The sequence below is a fragment of the Lysinibacillus sp. NPDC097214 genome (genome assembly GCF_050277945.1).
GTDB lineage: Bacteria > Bacillota > Bacilli > Bacillales_A > Planococcaceae > Lysinibacillus > Lysinibacillus xylanilyticus_B.
Genome location: NZ_JBNNSS010000006.1, coordinates 1 through 17,061, shown reverse-complemented (window position 1 = coordinate 17,061; position 17,061 = coordinate 1). Strand labels below are relative to the sequence as shown.

The following is a 17,061-nucleotide window of genomic DNA, read 5'->3' as shown; positions in this document are numbered from 1 at the left end:
CTCGTTGGGGGAATGTAGTTTTTTTTCATTTTAAAGTACCCATAACAATACTGTTAAGCCTAATATAATTAGCCCAAATAAAAAGGAGAGATTTTTAAAAATAACAATATGATACTTTTTGGGAGCGAATTTTTCGGAAATTAATAATACAACAACTAATACCAAATCAATTAAAAAGTATGTATCAACCCCTCGCGAAAAATCATCATCTTCTTCGTACTTTTTAAATGCAATATAAAAAGCGTTCCCAGCAAAAAATAATAAAATTAATGAGCATACAAACAGTATTAATTGACTCATACAATAACATCTCTCCTAATGAAATACCGTGTCCAGCTGCACAATAAGTGCCTCAAAGCCTTCTTTGAAGCAAGTTTCTCTCATGTCATTGCTCCAATAAAGGATCGCCTGCCCAAATGTTTGTTCCAATGCTGATTATAATAAGTATTTGTACAGGCTTCAAATAGCAAAATCTACCCTTGGCAGAACAATCTAAAAATTCTGTTGACTTTGTATTTTATTATGTTATGTTAATTCTATAAGAATACTTGGTTTTAAATTCGAGTTGACTAGAAGGCTTCTTTTTACGTAACGGATATTCTGCGAAATAAAACATAGGAGCTTTTTTTATCTTTATGCTGTGAAGATTCATAGGGACTTAAGGAGGATGGAATATGAGATTAGGATTTTGGTTACCGATTTTCGGAGGATGGTTACGGAATGTAGAAAATGAGAATATGCCTGCGACATTTGATTATGCAAAACAGGTTATTCAAACAGGAGAAAAACTGGGCTTTGATGCCACGCTTATTGCCGAGCTATATTTAAATGATATTAAGGGCGTGAATGCTGATGCGCTTGAGGCGTGGTCAACCGCAGCAGCTTTAGCAGCAGTTACTGAAAAGATTGAAATATTGGCTGCAGTTCGGCCTGGCTATCATAATCCGGCGGTGATGGCAAAAGTAGCCTCAAATATTGATCAAATCGCTAATGGTCGTTTTACTTTAAATGTAGTTTCAGCTTGGTGGGAAGAAGAAGCCAAGCAATATGGTGGTTATTTTACAGAGCATGGAGAACGTTATGACCGCACGGAAGAATTTATTGAGGTTTTAAAAGGTTTATGGACAGAAGAAACGTTCAGTTATGATGGTAAATATTACAAAATAGAAAATGCGCATTTATCTCCTAAGCCAGTCCGAAAACCATACCCAAGACTATACGCAGGTGGGGAAAGTGAGCGCGGTAAAGAGGCAATTACAAAGTCATGCGACGCCTATGTGATGCATGGTGGAACAGTAGAGGAAGTTGGGGCTAAAATTAAGGAAATGCTTGCCCGTCGAAAAGCAATTGGAAAAGGACCGTTCGAAACATTCGGGATGGCTGCATATGTCATTGTGCGTGACTCAGAAGAAGAAGCACTTGCTGAACTAGCCCGAATTACCAATGTAGAGGATACAGCAGGATATGCAGGCTTTAATGATTTCACGAGTAAATCAAAGTTAGAGCAACAAATTACATTGCAGGACTATTCAGTGTCGAACAGAGGGCTACGACCAAATTTAGTAGGCACACCTCAACAAGTGGCTGAGCGCATTTTAGCTTATGAAGAAGTTGGTGTAAACCTCTTGCTCCTTCAATTCTCTCCACATCTAGAGGAAATGGAACGTTTTGCAAGAGATGTTATGCCTTTAGTGAAAATAAAATCAGCCATCATACAGTAAGGAGCGATACCATGACTGCAAAAATTTATATTATTCATGAAAATGATGAGTGGACAATTCATTTAACAAATCGTTTAGAGGAACAAAACCTACCCTATGAGGTTTGGCACTTGGCGAAAGGGTTGATCGACCTATCAAAAGAGCCACCACAAGGAATTTTTTATAGTCGTATGAGTGCTTCATCACATACGAGGGGGCATGCATTTGCACCTGAACTCACGGAGGCAGTGCTCGCCTGGCTAGAATATCATGGCCGTCCTGTTTTTAATGGAAGCCGTGCTCTAAGATTAGAAGTAAGTAAGGTCAATCAATATTGTGCACTTGAAGCTGTTGGCATTCAAACACCTAAAACGATAGCGACAGTTGGTAAAACGCAGCTAATAGAAGCGGCAAGAATAATTGGTACAACACCATTTATTACGAAGCATAATCGGGCAGGAAAAGGACTTGGCGTACAACTATTTCATTCAGTTGAAGCGCTAGAAGCATATGTAAATAGTGATTCTTTTGAGTTACCTATAGATGGTATCACACTAATTCAGCAATATATAGAATCACCTGATTCTTATATAACGCGATGTGAATTTGTAGGTGGTAAATTTTTGTATGCAGTTCGTGTTGATACATCTGAGGGCTTTGAACTTTGTCCTGCTGATAGCTGTCAAATAGTGGATCAATTTTGCCCGGTAGGTGAAACAGCAACTAAGAAATCAAAATTTCAAATTATAGACAGTTTTTCAGAGGAGCTTATAAAGCGTTATGAAGAATTTTTAGAGCAAAATAAAGTAAGTGTCGCAGGGATTGAGTCGATTATCGATAAAGAAGGTACTATTTTTACATATGACGTGAATACCAACACAAACTATAATGCAGAAGCCGAAAAAGCAGTAGGGAAATATGGCATGCAAGCTGTGGCTAAATACTTAGGTGCTACATTACGTCAATATGAAAAGACATTGTAATTTTCGTAGGGTATGGAGTTATTTGTAGTCACTATGTATAGGGAGTGGGTAATTTGATAAGAGCAGTTATTATTAATGGCAGTAATTCGAGAAATTCACGTGTGACGGCTATTCATGATAAGGTGGAAAACTACTTAAAAGTACAAGGAATAGCGGTACACACAAATTATGTACATGAACTACCAGCTGAGGACTTAATTACAGCTAATTTTGCAAGTGAGGCCATCATTTCAGAAAATAAACAAGTTGAAGAAGCAGATATTATCGTACTTTTGACGCCTATTTATAAAGCTTCGTATTCAGGAATTCTAAAAACTTATTTAGATTTGCTGCCGCAAAAAGCATTGCATGGAAAGATCATCTTACCAATTGCTGTAGGTGGCTCTATTGGACATTTACTCGCATTAGAATATGCATTAAAACCAATATTAGCTGTATTAGGGGCTACGATTATTGCGCATTCTGTCTATATTGTTGATAAACAAATTATTCGACTTGAAGATGGAAGCTTTGCCATCGAGGAAGAAGCAGTTAACCGACTTGATGTAGAATTAAAACAATTACAGCAAAATGTATTAGTAAACTGAAAAAACATTTATGTATGAAGTTAGCTCATCACCATAACGTTTTCCGTTCCGACTAGGCGCCCTGAGGGCAAAATGTGCGAAAGCAACAAATGTTTTTGTGATTTTAAGTATATCTTTGCCGTATTGGCAGGGATATACTTAATTTTATTTTAGGCAAGGATATACTTAAAAAGTAATCACGTTATCAAATTACTTATTAAATAATCTGTTATCTTCGATACGAACGATAGATGTATAACTTTTTTAACAGTGGTACCTTAACCAATACATTTCCCTCTACTTCTCTGGCTTATTGCATAAGACACTCTTCCATCTTCTAGTGCCATGTTTTAATCTAATAAGATAGTAATTATCGTAAAATTTGATACAGCTCATTAAGACTTTGTATTTCATAAGTCGGGACAATTCCAGTATGATTCACTTTCTTAGCAGGATTAAACCAACATGTATCTAATCCTGCTAACTGTCCTCCTTTAATATCCGCACTTAAGGAATCACCGATAATTAATCCTTTCTCCACAGAAAAATTAGAAATTCGTGCAAAAACATAATCGAAGTATTCCTTCATTGGCTTTTGATAACCCGTGTCTTCTGAAACAAAAATATCCTTAAAGAATGAATGTAACCCCGAATTACGCAGGCGTTTGTCTTGCGTTGTGGAAACACCGTTTGTAACAATATATAAATCATATTCGCTTTGGAGGTCTTGTATTAGTTCAAAGGCTCCACGAATAAGCTGATCCCCTTCTTCTAAATAACTACGATAATTCTGTTCAAACAAAGATCCATCAACTTCTTGGCCATACTCCTCAAATAAAATTGAAAATCGAGTATTCACTACCTCATCTCGCTCTATTTTCCCTTCTTCAAAGGATTTCCACAGGCCTTGATTTATTGTTTTATAATGTGCTGTAATTTCATCAGTTAAAGGGATTTTTTGTTCCTCAAAGAGTAAATGTAACGCCGTTCTCTCAGCTGCTTTAAAATCTAATAATGTATCGTCTACATCAAATAGTAATGTTTGATATTTCTTCATGTTGCTTCTCTCCCTTTGCTATATAAAAATATGCTTTTTTTTGTTCTCAAATAAATCGTATCACCTCTTCTTGTAAAGAGAATAGGAGATATCTCATACTAAATGAGAGGTGAAAAAATGAAAATCAAAAAAACGAGATGAAATTTACAATTATGTACAGCACTTCAAAAGGAAAAGAATTACCATGTCTTTATTACCTCATTTCCGGAAAAACAAAAATATATATGAGTCATCCAAATGTAAAAATTCCCTCAAAAACCTTGGTAAGTATGGAAGACAGATTCAATATAGTATGTATGACTTAAATAATAAATAATTAAAGAAAATTTATCTGTTTTGATTGACCTTACCCTTACAGGAACCTTTAGATTTAAAGTACTACACAACAGGAGGCGATTGTTATGCTTTCAATTGGTGAGTTCTCTAAAATATCATACCTCACTCTGAACACGCTTCACCACTATGATGAAATTGGTCTTCTAAAGCCTGTTTGCACAGACTCTACAAGAGGATATCGTTATTATAATATTTCACAATTGGAAACAGCATTTTGATTACACGCTTAACTTAGCGCGAAGTTTGTACGGATTATTTATGTTTGAATTTATTCAATTTGTTTTTAACAACCACGTTACGGTCGATGAAGTTTCTCGCCGCATGCATAAGCAGCTCAACTTCCTGTTGAGCATAAATGGCGGGAGCAAGAGCCGGTAGGGAGGAAGAAAAATGAGCATTTATGTTTGGTTTAAATATATCCATATCATGGCTGCAATCATCATGGTTGGTACGACGATAACCAATGGTCTGGCCAAAATGTTATCGGATCGCACCGGAAATGTACATCGAATCGCTTCAGCCATGACGTTCACCATGTATTTTAATAAAATTCTCATGTTTCCCTCTTTAGTTGTTTTAGCGATCAGCGGCATCGGGTTAACCGCCATCCTTCAACGTTCTTTGTTGGAAGGGGGGATTTTCCAATCCGTGATCATGCTTATGGCTTTGTTCGCACTATTTGGGATCGGTTTGCGGTACGAGCGCCGGTTGCACCGCATCGCCTTGCATTCGGAAGAAAACAAGTGGCGCGAGATGCCGGGCGATTATTGGAAATGGAGCAAAATATCGATCCCGATCGGCTTTTTGGCCATGGCGGTCATTTTGCTTGCGTTATACTTGATGGTCGGGCAGAGAAGCCTATTTTAATTTTTTTTGTAGGGGAGGTTTCCATCGTAAAAGCGTATTAGAGTAACGTGATGGTTTTAGCCTTCATTCCCTTACTCGCTTCGCTGGAGGGCTCATCTGTGACGCTAATCCCCTAGTCTCCACTCTAATCAACTTATATAAATGGCATACGTTTTAACAAATGTCATTCACAATTTTTGGTGAAGTACAAAATAGCGCGTTATAGGAAATAACCTCTCCTATAACGCGCTATTTTTAATTAGCTTCAGGTTCTTCTTTTTTCTCAATCGGTGCTGTAGAGAGATATAAGAAAGCCTCATCTTGCAATAGCAATATTTTATCTTCACAAATACCATGCGCTAATGGTCCAGAAAAAATAGACTCCCACCAAGTTCCTGTTGTTGTTGTCATTCATCTACGCCCCCGTTTCAATTTTCAATATGTAGTTGAAAATTTCCAAAAATCACAAGACCGTCTACAGTTCTAACTTATTCTTTACACATCCCCCAATTTAGAAAGAGGAATTTTGGTTGTCAATGTTGTATCGTATAGACAAAGATAGTTTGTTTCGAAATGAAAAAACTATGTATGCCATTTTAAAAAAAGGGGTGCTTTTATTATGAATTTTACGACACAAGATGTAGAAAATATGATTATAGAGCAACGTCAATTTTATTTTTCTCGAGCGACGAAGAGTACAAAATTTCGAAAAGAGCAGTTACTAAAACTGAAGAAAACGATTTTAAAATATGAAAAAGAAATTTTGAATGCTCTATATTTAGATTTACGAAAAAGTGAGTTTGAGGCATATGCAACAGAAATTGGCATTGTTTTAGATAGTATTTCTTATATGGTAAAGCATGTTGAAGAGTGGATGAAACCTGAATCTGTAAAAACACCGATTCAATACCAGATGGGAAAAAGCTTTATTGTAAGAGAGCCATATGGCGTAACATTAATCATTGGTCCGTTCAATTATCCATTCCAGCTTGTCATGGAGCCATTAATCGGTGCAATTGTTGGTGGTAATACAGCTATTGTAAAACCATCAGAAACATCGGTGCATACAGCAGCAATCGTTAAAAAAATAATTGAAGAAACATTTAGTCCTTCATACGTGCGTGTAGTGGAGGGAGAGAAAGAAGAAGTGACGGCACTTATTCATGCGTCCTTTGACTATATATTTTTTACAGGGAGCGTGGCAGTCGGAAAAGTTGTAGCAAAGGCAGCAGCGGAACGATTAACACCAATTGCCCTCGAGCTTGGCGGGAAAAGTCCTGCGATTGTCGATCAAACAGCCAATTTAGAAGTAGCGGCTAAAAGAATTGCATGGGGTAAATTTACAAATACTGGACAAACTTGTGTAGCACCAGACTATGTCCTTGTCCATAAAGACGTCTATGACCAATTTATGAAAATATTGAAAGCAACTATTCGTTCCTTCTATGGTAAAAGTGCGAAAAAAAGCCCTGACTACGGCCGTATTGTCAATCTAAGACAGTTTGATCGCTTACAGCAAATTATTGTAGAAGAACGTGATGCCATTACATTTGGTGGTAGAACAGATCGTGATGATTTGTATATGGAGCCTACCATTATTGAATATGTGAAATGGTCAAGTCCTTCGATGCAGGATGAACTATTTGGTCCGATTTTACCTGTGATGATGTATGATGATTTACCGCTTGCTATTCACCAAATTCGTCAGTTACCAAAACCTTTAGCGGGGTATTTTTTCTCCGAGCATGAGAAAGCTATCCAGTACTTTTTAGAGGAATTACCATTTGGTGGCGGCTGTATAAATGATACGATTACACACGTTGGAAATTTACATTTGCCATTTGGTGGTGTCGGGTCATCAGGGGTAAAAGCATACCACGGGAAGGCAAGTTTTGAAAACTTTACACATCCCAAATCAATATTAAAAAAATCTTCTAAGTTAGAGACGAATGTTCTCTTTCCCCCTTATAAACAAAAGGTTAAGCTTGTGCGAACTATAATGAAATAGTAAAAGGAGGTGTCGAATCATTAAAGATTCTTGACACCTCACTTTTTTAGGTATCGGAAAGGAGTTTTTAGGCTAACTAACCTACATCGGTAAAAACGCCACGAACAGTGGCAATACCGAAATGACCGACATCGTGTCGGCCCTCACGCAGGCCTAAGAACCACGCCGATTTTTACGCAATTATGCCAAGGCATAATTAATTGATACAAGCTCTCCAAAATATTTCTTCCGACATACATGAATCAATGCTGATTGTCGATAAATGTTGATTTTTGATAAGCCAAGTTATTTTGAGCTCTCAGAGTTATGGTGAGGAGCCAAATTTTGGTGAAATATTAAAGGTATATTAAAATGATAGCGGTTTCATTGAAAAAACGTTCTAACAAGCATTTTATTTATGGGCGAATAAGTAGTAAAATAAATTCAATAGAATGTGGGGGACTCATCTTGTCATTTCTTGTCGAATAAACAACAAATGATGAAATGAATGTAGAGATTGATTGGAGGACTATGAAATGTATGCAGAGGAATTGTTGAATGCATTACCTTTGAAAAAAATAATTGGAGTGTTACCTGATCAAGTGACTGATATTGTCATTGATTCACGCAGTGTGCAACCAAATAGTATGTTTGTTTGTATTAATGGTTATACGGTAGATGGTCATGATTATGCACAGAAAGCTGTTGAAGGTGGCGCAACAATTGTTGTGACAGAGCGACAGTTACCATTAGGAGAAACGATTGCGCAAGTCATCGTGAAAGATACGGATCGAGCAGTCGGCTTGTTAGCTGCAAAGTTTTTTGACTATCCATCAAAAGATATGGCAATGATTGGCGTAACAGGAACAAATGGAAAAACATCAGTAACAGGTATTATTCAAAACATCATGCATGGTATGGGCGAGAAATCTGCATTATCAGGGACAATCGGCTTTAATTTAAATGGTATTTTATATGAATCAGCCAATACGACAAGCGATGCATTATCGACTCAACAAATGATTTTCCGTGCAAAAATGGAAGGCTGCCGATTAATGACTATGGAGGTATCTTCACATGGTTTAGCACTTGGACGTCTAGCTGGCGTAGATTATGATGTAGCTATTTTTACAAATCTTACACATGATCATCTTGATTTCCATGGAACGATGGAGGAATATGGTCATGCGAAAGGCTTATTATTCTCTCAACTTGGACAAGACTTAGAAAAGAATAAATTTGTCGTGTTAAATGCCGATGATGCTTGGTCAGAACGCTATGCAGCGATGACACCATTTCCAGTATGGACATATGGTTTGAAAAATGAAACAGCTGATTTCCGAGCTATTAACTGTGAGTATCATGATTTCATGACTTCTTTTGACGTTGAAACGCCAGAGGGAATATACCGTGTGAAAATGCATTTACTTGGGGAATTTAATATATACAATGTGCTTGCTGCTATGGTTGCCTTTTATGGCCGTGGTTATTCCATAGAAACAATTATTGAGCAAATTGAGCAATTACCACCAGTAAAGGGACGTATGGAGAAAGTTTGCTCAGATTTACCAGTGCAGATTTTTATTGATTATGCTCATACACCTGATGCAATTGAAAAGGCGATTTCTTCAGCTCAACCATATAAAAAAGGCAAGCTTATTTTCTTAGTTGGCACAGGTGGCAATCGTGATAAATCGAAACGTCCAACAATGGCAGAAAAGGCATCAGCCGCTGATTACGTAATATTAACGACAGATGACCCGCGCTATGAAGACTACGATAGTATTACAGGTGATCTTGCTAAAGGGATGTTACATGAAAATTATGCATGTATAGGAGATCGTGCTGAGGCTGTGCGTCATGCGATTGAGATTGCTGAACCTGGAGATATAATTATTTTTGCTGGTAAAGGCCATGAAGATTATCAAATTATTGAGAATACTAAATATCCACATAGTGATGCAGATATTGCCATAGAAGCTGGCCATTTAAAATTTGTATAATATATGCTCTCCAATTAGGATGTTAGAGCTTACGATAGTGTGAACGTAATTGCATGCCATCATGCGAAAAGTTCAACATATTTAGAAACCCCTTTTAGTACTAAGGGGTTTTCTTTTTAGGTTAACATGAAGGTGAATGTCTAACACTCACGAGGTTAACAAACGAGTGAGTCTATGAAAAGAAAACGATCATCATCGGATTGTTTGAGGGAGCTATTTACATTGGGCCTCGCCAAGTATTCAATCGAAACCTCTTTTTTGGGGAATTCATGTAAAAAGGTTGTAAGAAAGGCAAGTATTCTTTTATTATTAGTAAGTATGAAAAAAGGAGAATGACGAGATGAATTCAAATTTAGAAAAAGATATATTATCACGTCGAACTTTTGCCATTATCAGTCACCCTGATGCTGGGAAAACGACGATTACAGAAAAACTTTTACTATTTGGTGGTGCGATTCGTGATGCCGGTACGGTAAAAGGAAAGAAAACAGGTAAGTTTGCAACATCTGACTGGATGGAGATTGAAAAGCAACGTGGGATTTCTGTAACTTCTTCAGTTATGCAATTCGATTATAATGGGTCACGTGTCAATATTTTGGATACTCCAGGTCACCAAGATTTCTCGGAGGATACGTATCGTACATTAATGGCGGTAGACAGTGCTGTCATGGTCGTAGATGCTGCCAAAGGTATTGAAGCACAAACTTTAAAGCTGTTCAAAGTTTGTAAAATGCGTGGTATTCCGATTTTTACGTTTATTAATAAACTTGACCGTCAAGGGAAGGAGCCGCTTGAGCTGATTGAAGAGCTTGAGGAGGTACTGGGCATTAACGCTTACCCAATGAACTGGCCTATCGGTATGGGTAAAGAGTTTCTAGGTATTTATGATCGTTATAATAAACGAATCGAGCAATTCCGTACTGAAGAAGAAGAACGTTTCTTGCCAATTGATGATAATGGGGAACTTGCAGTCGAGCATCCGATGAAGGTGACATCATATTATTCACAAGCAATGGATGACATCATGTTACTTGACGAAGCGGGTAATGAGTATTCTGAAGAAAAAATTCGCCGTGGTGAATTAACACCTGTTTTCTTTGGTTCTGCTTTAACAAATTTCGGTGTACAAACATTCCTTGAAACATATTTACAATTTGCACCGACACCACAGCCTCGCATTACTGAGAATGAACTATTTATTGATCCAGTTGAGCATGGGGAGTTTTCAGGCTTCATTTTCAAAATTCAAGCGAATATGAACCCTGCACACCGTGACCGTATTGCCTTTGTGCGTATCGTATCGGGTAAATTTGAACGTGGCATGAACATGACTTTATCTCGTACAGGTAAATCTTTCAAAGTGACACAATCTACACAATTCCTAGCTGATGATCGTGAAACAGTAGATGAAGCAGTTGCTGGTGATATTATCGGTTTATATGACACTGGTACTTATCAGATTGGCGACACAGTCGTAGGTGGTAAAAAGACATTCCAATTTGAAAAACTGCCACAGTTCACGCCAGAGCTATTTGTTCGCGTTAGTGCGAAAAATGTTATGAAGTCTAAGCAATTCCATAAAGGGATTTTACAATTAGTACAAGAAGGCGCCATTCAATATTATAAAACATTGCATACAGAAGAAGTTATTCTAGGAGCAGTTGGTCAATTACAATTTGAGGTTTTTGAGCATCGTATGAAAAACGAATATAATGTTGAAGTGAAGATGGAGCCAATCGGTTCGAAAATTGCAAGATGGATTGAAAACGAAGAGGATGTTAAAGAATCAATGTCTTCAGGTCGTTCAATGCTCGTAAAAGACCGTTTTGATAATCTTGTTTTCTTATTTGAAAATGAGTTTGCTATGCGTTGGTTTGCAGATAAAAACGAAAACATTAAACTGTATAGCCTACTATAATAAAAAACACGAATCGACATGGTGCGATTCGTGTTTTTTTGCAAGGAAAATTGGAGCTAAATGTAGAATATATACAGTATTAGTAAATATAAGATTCGGCACCATAACGTGTGGTTGATTTCCGTTCCGACTGTGCGCTTGCCGAGGCATAATTGATTGATAAAACAACAAGGAAGATACGGTAAGACAGGGGGATGAGAGATGGGAGTTCATTTTTTTACAGGCTTTCCAGGTTTTATTTCAAGTCAATTAATACGAGAGTTATTTCGAAAAAATCAATCACAGGAAGTCATCGCTATTGTTTTAGCGGGTGAATTAGTTAAAGCAAATTTAGAAAGAGATCATATTTTAGCGGAGTTTCCTAACTATTCTATTCGTCTGGTAGAGGGAGATATTACATTACCGAATCTCGGTCTAGAAGACCAAGCTGTACAGGAAATTGTACCTCAAATAGAGGTGCTCTGGCATCTAGCTGCAATTTATGATTTAGCCGTACCACGAGATATCGCATGGAAGGTAAATGTGCATGGTACGACTCTGGTCAATGATTTTGTTCGAACACTTCCGAACTTAAGACGCTATATGTATTTTAGTACTGCGTATGTCGCAGGAATACGTGAAGGTATTTTGCGAGAAAATGAATTAATTCGCCCGCCTGCATTTAAAAACTATTATGAGGAAACAAAATATGAGGCTGAGCATCGAGTAGAGGATTTGAAATCAGAAATACCACTGACAATTATTCGACCTGGTATCGTACGTGGACATTCCAAAACAGGAGAAACGATTAAATTTGATGGGCCTTATTTCTTTTTAAATATGGTGGATAAATTAAAATGCCTACCTTTTATTCCGTATATTGGTCAATCGAAATCAACAATAAATGTCGTACCAGTGGATTACATTTTAAATGCTTCGACTTATCTAGCTGATGAAAAATGTGCTGAAGGGAAAACTTTACATCTAACGGACCCATACCCGCATCCGGTGCAGGAAGTGTATCGGACGATGGTAAAGTTATTAACGAACCATTATCCTAAGGGGCGATTTCCGTTAACACTAGCAAGACTTTCTTTACAAGTGCCACTTATTCGAAAAAATCTAGGTGTTGAGCAAGAAACTTTAGATTATTTAACTTGGGATGCTAAATTCGATACGTCGGAAGCAGTGACTATTTTGACAAAAGGTAATATTACATGCCCCGACTTTATACAGACTATGCCTAGAATGATTGATTTTTATTTAGCGCATAAAGAAGATAAAAGCTATCAAATTCAAATAAAGTGACTTCAAGTAGTAGGTCACTGATTGAGAGTTGAAGCAATCGACGTTTACGACCGTTAATGGCTCATCCAGGCAAACAAGTTGTCTTAAGATAGACATCAGACTGAAGTTGTTTTAGGCGAATAGTAGGGTAGAATAATTTTGCCACTCATATTATGATAGTGCTATAATGAGTTTACAAAAGAAGAACCTTCGACATTTTGTCAAAGGGGAGTAGCTAACGGATACGAGCGATGTATCTGGATTACATCCGTCATGACATGGTTTTTACCATCGGGTGTAATAAGCGAGTAACTCTATGCTAACGGTATTCAACTTCTAGCATAGGGAGAAACTGATAAAAAAGTGTCAGGTATTTATTTGCTTAGCGAGACCTTTGCCTTTTTATAGGGGCAGAGGTCTTTTCTTTTGTACTCAAAAATAAAAACTATTTGGAGTATACAGAGCTTTAGAGGAGGCACATGAATGGAATCAATTGTATTACAATACGGTTGGGTACTTATTGTACTTGTAGTATTAGAAGGGTTATTAGCAGCAGATAATGCGGTTGTAATGGCTGTGATGGTGAAGCATTTACCACGAGAGCTACAAAAAAAAGCACTATTTTATGGATTATTCGGCGCATTAATTTTCCGTTTCTCGGCACTCTTTGTCATTACAGTATTAGTGAATTATTGGCAAATTCAAGCGTTGGGAGCAGCTTATTTATTATTCATGTCCGCCAAAAATATATATGATTTGCGAAATAAAAAGGATTCAGAAGAAGAATCTAGCGAAGAAGCGGGGAAAAAGGGCTCTGGTTTTTGGATGACAGTGCTTAAGGTAGAGGCCGCGGATATTGCATTTGCTATTGATTCTATGCTTGCTGCAGTTGCCATTGCTGTCACTTTGCCGAAGGTAGGAAACTTTGATATTGGTGGCATCAACGGTGGACAATTTATTGTCATGTTACTTGGAGGCTTTATCGGAGTGATCATGATGCGATTTGCGGCACAATGGTTTGTGAAAGTATTGAATGACTATCCTTCACTTGAAACAGCTGCGTTTTTAATTGTAGGCTGGGTAGGCGTTAAGCTTGTTGTGTTGACTTTGTCACATGAGAAGGTGGGCATTTTACCTGCAGAGTTTCCACATTCAACTGTGTGGGAGTTAACGTTCTGGATCGTACTAGTGGGCATCGCATTAATAGGTTATTTAGTGGGAGTTCGTTTTAAAAATAAAGCTAAATGATCATTATGAGGAATAGTCGTAGCTATTCCTCTTTCTTTTTTTAAGTATTTTTCCTATACTAATATTTATCGAGTTTGGCATCATATAGGAAGGGGTTGTCAAAGTGCCCTGGAAAAGATCAAAAAATAGACTTGTTACACCATTTCAGGTGCTTGTCTCTTATTATTTTATAGCTATAGCGATTTCCTTCCTGTTACTACGGCTACCAGGCGTTCATCAAGAAGGTGTACACGTTTCATTATTAGATAGCTTGTTTACGGCTGTAAGTGCAGTTAGTGTAACAGGTTTAACAACATTCGATATATCTGAAAGCTATACAACATTTGGCCTCGTGATGGTACTTGTCATTTTACAGCTTGGCGCAATTGGCATTATGTCACTTGGTACCTTCGTGTGGTTACTGGTTGGGAAAAAAATAGGTATGCGTGAGCGTCAGTTGATTATGATTGACCATAATCAATACAATTTGTCAGGGGTTGTCCAATTAATTCGAGAAATATTGAAAATCTTAATCGGTATTGAAGTGCTGGGTGCGTTTATTTTAACGTTGCACTTTACAAACTATTTCGATACTTTTGAAGAAGCGTTGATTCATGGTGTTTTCGCATCTGTTTCCGCTACTACAAATGGTGGATTTGATATTACAGGCATGAGTTTATTACCGTTTCATGACGATTACTTTGTTCAAGTAATCACGATGTTATTAATCGTGCTTGGCGCGATAGGCTTCCCAGTATTAATTGAAGTGAAATCGTTTTTACTTCATCGCCATGCAAATTTCCGCTTTAGTTTATTTACAAAAATAACAACCTCCACATATGCAATTTTATTTGTGGTAGGGGCTCTCGTTATTTTATTGCTTGAATCATTCCATTCCTTTAAAGGAATGTCTTGGCATGAGGCTCTGTTTTCTGCAATGTTCCATTCTGTTTCAACACGATCAGCTGGACTGACGACGTATGATGTCACAACCTTTAGTGAAGCGACAGATATTTTTATGAGTTTTTTAATGTTTATTGGTTCTTCGCCAAGTTCAGTTGGTGGAGGGATACGTACAACAACGTTTGCCATGGCCATTCTATTCCTAATTACCTTTTCACGAGGACGAGAGGATATTCAAATATTCGGACGTGAAATACATTTAATTGATGTATTCCGCTCGTTTGTTGTTATTTTATTGGCATTCTTTATGGTATTAGTTGCAACAATTATTTTACTCATTACTGAGCCACACGCATCACTGATTCAAATAATTTTTGAAATTACATCAGCGTTCGGAACGTGTGGGATGTCTTTAGGGATCACCTCTGATCTATCAGTAGTCGGTAAAATTATCATTATGATTTTAATGTTTGTGGGTCGTGTCGGTTTAATCTCCTTCCTTTACACTCTTGGTGGTGGTGGTAGAGGCAAAAAATCAAGTTATCACTATCCTAAGGAACGAGTAATTATTGGGTAAAGTACTAGCGATGTTGATATGAAAGGGTTTTAGGGGGTTCAATATTTGAATGACCTCCTAAACTAAGACTGAAATAAATGTAAGAAAAAAAGAGCTATTTTAGTAACGGGTTCTGTTTTCGAGTACAAAACTAAAAAAACACTATAAAAAGGATATCAAATCGAAATGATTTGGATATCCTTCTTTATTGAACTAACGAAGCATCTAGCTAAACAAGTTATAAAATGAAAAGAATAAAAAAAAAGCATTCAGGGGTCACTTCAACCCTTGAATGCTTTTTCACTTCTTTTATTTAGAGTGGATTTCCTGTACACGTCTAACTGTCCATCTGTTAGCCTGACTTTAATTCCGTGGGGAAGGGTACCCGATTTGGTAAAAATATCTTAAATGATATCTCTGGTAATCTTCCCTTTTTCGATCCTTTTTTAACAATATCAACAGCTTTTCCTGGTAATACGTCTTTCCAATAGTGTCCGTATATTAGACACCCATTTTTCTACGGGTATTGCTCGTTTTTTTCGTTTGCTGGCTTTTCATTTTTTTTGTTGAAAGGTCGGCTTTCTTTTTTCCTTTATTAGCAGAGGAATGGTTTTTTTTGTTTTCAAGCTGCTTTTTCACTGCCTCTTGCAGGCTGATTTTTTTTGGGGGTACTTCGGATTGATTATTCTCGGTCATAGGAAATGCTCCTTTTCAAATATGATAGTTAGTCCAGTATAATCTATTTTTTATCATTTGTGAAACTTTCCACTTTAACTTACAACAAGTGAAGACGCTTTTTTACTAACGAAGCAGGTTAGTTGAAGAAGAAGCGATATTTATAAGAATGTTGAAGTAGTACTATAAATATCTATAAAATGACAATAAAGTTGTTTAATTTTTGATGTAATGTACTTCACTATACTAAAAAATATAACAATAAAGTCGTATAAAAATCTAAATTTTATTCAACAAGGGCTGTGCTTTAATTGGATTAGATTGGAAAAAAGTGTATATTAAAATTAGAACAAAATAAATTTATATGTAGGGAGATGACTACTTTATGAAAAAGAGAATTTCTATAGTATTAACAATGATAGCTATCATTACTTTTGGTGTTTTTATTTATTATGGGTCTTTGACCGAGGCTAATAAGGAAACCGACAGTATTGTAATAGATAAAGATGGAGAAGTAGTAGAACCACTTAGTGGTAACAACGATAATATAGGTCATTAATACACATTAATATCGGTAGACATTTTTCTTGACGTTCTATTTGTACCAATACTCTCTTAAGCAATCGGGCGTTTTAGTGCAACAAGGACTTATAAGCTATACAAAACAATCATAATAAACGTTCCCAAATGAAAGTTTGGAGAGAGACCGAAATCCAAGAAATACTGTTAAACCAACATTTCTTGGATTTTCCTTTAAATATTGTTTATACCGCTTTTTATGCAAATATATAAACAGGGCTACGATAGTACTTTTCAAGATTATGTAGAGTGTATTATCTGAATAAAAATCTGTATATTTGGCGCATTAAAACAAACTGCATTTTTTATCATTCATCATTCCTATACTTCAAATACAGGGCCTTTAATTGAAAACCGATATTCAGCAAAACCAGCTAATAGTTGTCAATAATTTTCATTAAAAATAATAAAAATATCATGTTATACTAAATTTGTGTATACCAAATAACCGTCCAAATA

At 36.7% G+C, this 17,061-nt stretch carries 17 protein-coding genes; 12 read left to right on the top strand and 5 right to left on the bottom strand.

Annotated elements, in window-relative coordinates:
* Nucleotides 1–30: 30 nt before the first annotated feature.
* Complete coding sequence (locus tag ACQKMI_RS14840; RefSeq protein WP_427490164.1) at nt 31–300, bottom strand: hypothetical protein; 270 nt, start codon at nt 298–300, stop codon at nt 31–33.
* A 374-nt stretch (nt 301–674) separates the two neighbouring features.
* On the opposite strand from ACQKMI_RS14840, the gene ACQKMI_RS14835 reads away from it, so the two are divergent.
* The 3 genes from ACQKMI_RS14835 to ssuE are packed head-to-tail and all read left to right on the top strand — an operon-like array spanning nt 675 to nt 3,270.
* Nucleotides 675–1,721 carry an LLM class flavin-dependent oxidoreductase gene (locus ACQKMI_RS14835; protein ID WP_427490162.1) on the top strand — a complete coding sequence of 349 codons (1,047 nt, stop codon included), beginning with the start codon at nt 675–677 and terminating at the stop codon, nt 1,719–1,721.
* A gap of 11 nt (nt 1,722–1,732) precedes the next feature.
* A complete protein-coding gene (locus tag ACQKMI_RS14830; protein WP_427490160.1) occupies nt 1,733–2,683 on the top strand; it encodes an ATP-grasp domain-containing protein in 951 nt (316 codons plus the stop codon).
* Nucleotides 2,684–2,736: 53 nt separating this feature from the next.
* The gene (gene ssuE, locus ACQKMI_RS14825; protein WP_427490158.1) at nt 2,737–3,270 is read left to right on the top strand and encodes an NADPH-dependent FMN reductase; all 534 of its coding nucleotides are present in this window, start codon (nt 2,737–2,739) and stop codon (nt 3,268–3,270) included.
* Between the two features lie 349 nt (nt 3,271–3,619).
* Here the strand turns inward: ssuE and ACQKMI_RS14820 are convergent, their stop codons facing one another.
* Nucleotides 3,620–4,306, bottom strand: coding sequence for a YjjG family noncanonical pyrimidine nucleotidase (locus ACQKMI_RS14820; protein ID WP_427490156.1), 687 nt, complete (start codon nt 4,304–4,306; stop codon nt 3,620–3,622).
* Nucleotides 4,307–4,707: 401 nt separating this feature from the next.
* Here ACQKMI_RS14820 and ACQKMI_RS14815 point away from each other — a divergent pair, with 401 nt between their 5' ends.
* Nucleotides 4,708–4,860 (top strand): MerR family DNA-binding transcriptional regulator, encoded by a 153-nt coding sequence (locus tag ACQKMI_RS14815; RefSeq protein ID WP_427490154.1) that lies wholly within the window; start codon nt 4,708–4,710, stop codon nt 4,858–4,860.
* A gap of 172 nt (nt 4,861–5,032) precedes the next feature.
* Nucleotides 5,033–5,509: a DUF2269 family protein gene (locus ACQKMI_RS14810; RefSeq protein ID WP_427490152.1), complete on the top strand. Its 477-nt coding sequence runs from the start codon at nt 5,033–5,035 to the stop codon at nt 5,507–5,509.
* A gap of 234 nt (nt 5,510–5,743) precedes the next feature.
* Here the strand turns inward: ACQKMI_RS14810 and ACQKMI_RS14805 are convergent, their stop codons facing one another.
* Entirely contained in the window at nt 5,744–5,899 is a 156-nt protein-coding gene (locus ACQKMI_RS14805; protein WP_323645430.1) for a hypothetical protein, read from the bottom strand.
* A gap of 208 nt (nt 5,900–6,107) precedes the next feature.
* Between ACQKMI_RS14805 and ACQKMI_RS14800 the strand changes: the two genes are divergently transcribed.
* The 6 genes from ACQKMI_RS14800 (at nt 6,108) to ACQKMI_RS14775 (ending at nt 15,369) form a co-directional block, all read left to right on the top strand.
* Nucleotides 6,108–7,496: an aldehyde dehydrogenase gene (locus ACQKMI_RS14800; RefSeq protein ID WP_427490150.1), complete on the top strand. Its 1,389-nt coding sequence runs from the start codon at nt 6,108–6,110 to the stop codon at nt 7,494–7,496.
* Nucleotides 7,497–8,011: 515 nt separating this feature from the next.
* Nucleotides 8,012–9,478, top strand: a complete 1,467-nt coding sequence (locus ACQKMI_RS14795) for a UDP-N-acetylmuramoyl-L-alanyl-D-glutamate--2,6-diaminopimelate ligase (RefSeq protein WP_427490148.1) — start codon at nt 8,012–8,014, stop codon at nt 9,476–9,478.
* A 340-nt stretch (nt 9,479–9,818) separates the two neighbouring features.
* A complete protein-coding gene (locus ACQKMI_RS14790) occupies nt 9,819–11,396 on the top strand; it encodes a peptide chain release factor 3 (protein WP_427490146.1) in 1,578 nt (525 codons plus the stop codon).
* A 201-nt stretch (nt 11,397–11,597) separates the two neighbouring features.
* The gene (locus ACQKMI_RS14785; protein WP_427490144.1) at nt 11,598–12,683 is read left to right on the top strand and encodes an SDR family oxidoreductase; all 1,086 of its coding nucleotides are present in this window, start codon (nt 11,598–11,600) and stop codon (nt 12,681–12,683) included.
* Nucleotides 12,684–13,145: 462 nt separating this feature from the next.
* A complete protein-coding gene (locus ACQKMI_RS14780) occupies nt 13,146–13,910 on the top strand; it encodes a TerC family protein (RefSeq protein ID WP_427490142.1) in 765 nt (254 codons plus the stop codon).
* A 103-nt stretch (nt 13,911–14,013) separates the two neighbouring features.
* A complete protein-coding gene (locus tag ACQKMI_RS14775) occupies nt 14,014–15,369 on the top strand; it encodes a TrkH family potassium uptake protein (RefSeq protein ID WP_427490141.1) in 1,356 nt (451 codons plus the stop codon).
* A gap of 260 nt (nt 15,370–15,629) precedes the next feature.
* On the opposite strand, the gene ACQKMI_RS14770 is transcribed toward ACQKMI_RS14775, so the two are convergent.
* Nucleotides 15,630–15,749 (bottom strand): hypothetical protein, encoded by a 120-nt coding sequence (locus ACQKMI_RS14770; protein WP_427490602.1) that lies wholly within the window; start codon nt 15,747–15,749, stop codon nt 15,630–15,632.
* Nucleotides 15,750–15,849: 100 nt separating this feature from the next.
* Nucleotides 15,850–16,044, bottom strand: a complete 195-nt coding sequence (locus ACQKMI_RS14765) for a hypothetical protein (protein ID WP_427490139.1) — start codon at nt 16,042–16,044, stop codon at nt 15,850–15,852.
* 364 nt (nt 16,045–16,408) lie between these two features.
* On the opposite strand from ACQKMI_RS14765, the gene ACQKMI_RS14760 reads away from it, so the two are divergent.
* Nucleotides 16,409–16,582: a hypothetical protein gene (locus ACQKMI_RS14760; RefSeq protein ID WP_197141129.1), complete on the top strand. Its 174-nt coding sequence runs from the start codon at nt 16,409–16,411 to the stop codon at nt 16,580–16,582.
* Nucleotides 16,583–17,061 lie beyond the last annotated feature (479 nt).